Origin of the sequence: uncultured Microbulbifer sp. (assembly GCF_947489355.1) — a bacterium.
Classification (GTDB): Bacteria; Pseudomonadota; Gammaproteobacteria; order Pseudomonadales; family Cellvibrionaceae; genus Microbulbifer.
The window spans coordinates 1-1,876 of the sequence record NZ_CANLDD010000140.1 but is presented as its reverse complement, the minus strand read 5'-3'; the positions used below and the strand labels follow the sequence as shown (position 1 = coordinate 1,876).

At 46.3% G+C, this 1,876-nt stretch carries 2 protein-coding genes; both read right to left on the bottom strand.

The features are described 5' to 3' along the window. Positions 1 to 788: 788 nt before the first annotated feature. Positions 789 to 1,265: a hypothetical protein gene (locus Q1A48_RS21120; protein WP_299948811.1), complete on the bottom strand. Its 477-nt coding sequence runs from the start codon at positions 1,263 to 1,265 to the stop codon at positions 789 to 791. 421 nt (positions 1,266 to 1,686) lie between these two features. Continuing rightward, positions 1,687 to 1,876, bottom strand: a 190-nt coding sequence (locus tag Q1A48_RS21115) for a hypothetical protein (protein ID WP_299948810.1), incomplete at its 5' end; no start/stop codon positions are given.

Sequence of the window (1,876 nt, the reverse complement as noted above, 5' to 3'; positions counted from 1 at the left end):
TTTGCCGCCGAATGTGGCTGAAGAAAAATATTGGAATGCTCAAAAGACGGTGGCCAAAAATACTTGACCACTACAGTTCACGATTAAAGCCACCAGCTTTGCCGGTGGATATTTACTAAGTCGGCATCAATGCCCCGTCGATGGCTATTACAACACCGCCGACAATCTTGATCATAAAATTCACCTCCCTTGGCGCGGAGGCTGTGTTGGGTTTACAGCTGTCTGCTCAAACAACAATTCAAAAAAAGGATCAGCATGTGTAATGGAGAGTATTTTTAAAGGCGGCAAACCAGTCACTCACGATTTTTTTTGTGATCAGATGTATTATATAGCTAGATGACAGTCTCCTTTCCCGGAGAACCACTTCGAAAACAGTAGGCATAAGATTTTCGGCTTGCTGGTCGGCCAGGTTCATTAAGAAGCTGGGATGATGTGGCATTCAAAGCCTCAATATCGTAGCCAAAGACCCCTTCTTTAGCAAATTGATCAGTGGCCGTAGGGGAGTAGCACAATCGATAACAGCGCGGGATATGGTTTGACGGGGAGTAACTATTCAGCACATGCAAAAATTGCACAAAATGCAAGCAGGGTGTCGAAAACTCAGTCAAACCTTGCGTAAATTAGATTCATAAAGCGGCATTCTTAGAGCAAAAGTTAAGCAATTTGGCATTGTGCTGAATAGTTACGTTTGAATTTACCCTGCTCGGTGTCAGCATCAGATTCAGGCTGCTCACAAATCCCCGCAAAACGCCTGTTTATGGATGGGCACAACCTAGTACCAGCCCCTACTAGGGATTGGTATAGGATGCCTGCGGATTGGTGCCTACGGCACCAGTGATTTGGCAGGGAGCACCACCAGGAGGGCTGGAAGGAATCTCTGCAGCATCGAAGGTGAGTATGCCGGTGGCTTGATCAAAAGTGCCGATCAGGTCTCCAGCGCAGTCTCCGGTAATGCCAACAACAACGACACCCTCCAGCGTTACCGTACCGCCAGTATTGCCTTCAATATTGTAAGGCAAACCGTTGAAACTGATGGTACTGCATAGAAATCCGGTAAGTGCCAGAGAACCGACAGAGGCATCGGCGCCATTAATATTACCAGATCCGCTCAAGCCACAAGTCAAATTTATACCTTTGAATACTGATATATTTCCCACATTGAACAAGGCTACGGCCCCGGTGGGAGACCAGGTTTCCGCATTGGCCAGCCCAGCAAAACCGGTGACGGCGAGGGTAAGAGATACAGCAGTAATAAATTTTTTCATGGTAATCATTCTCTCCAAGTTAGTAAGTGCACTGCGCGGCACAAAGGATCGTTGCCTGCGAGTACTGCCCGGCATTGACCGGGTATCCTGCAGCCCAACTGCCCCAGGTGTACGGGACATGGCAGCGCGATTGCAACACAGAGAATTGTCGAATTTTTATATAACCACAGCACAAAAAAAATCTACTAAAATCTACTAATATAACTATTATGACAATCCATTGCTGTAGATACAAAACACGCAGCCGTATCCTTGTGTCGTCACGGAAAAACCACAAACGTTTTAAGGCATTACCCTTTAACGAAGGAAATTAAATAAGAAGTGGCCTTATGGGTCTGTGAGTTTTCAATAGGGTAAGACGCGGTAAACCAACTGTAGGGGGGATAGCTGCGACAAGTTGGCGTAAAGTTTATCTTTTTGCCTAAAAAATCGGATGCATGTTCAATTCGAACATCCATTCCGGGTTGACTGACAGTCTCTGGAATGTGATTTTGTCGAAGAGTGGTTTATTTTGGAGAATGGTGTTGCTGGATTTTTCTAGTCCAAAAGGGAGACCCCCCGGCTTTGCCGGGGAGGCACGCATAGTTTGACAGATCCGGAAGTCCCATAGT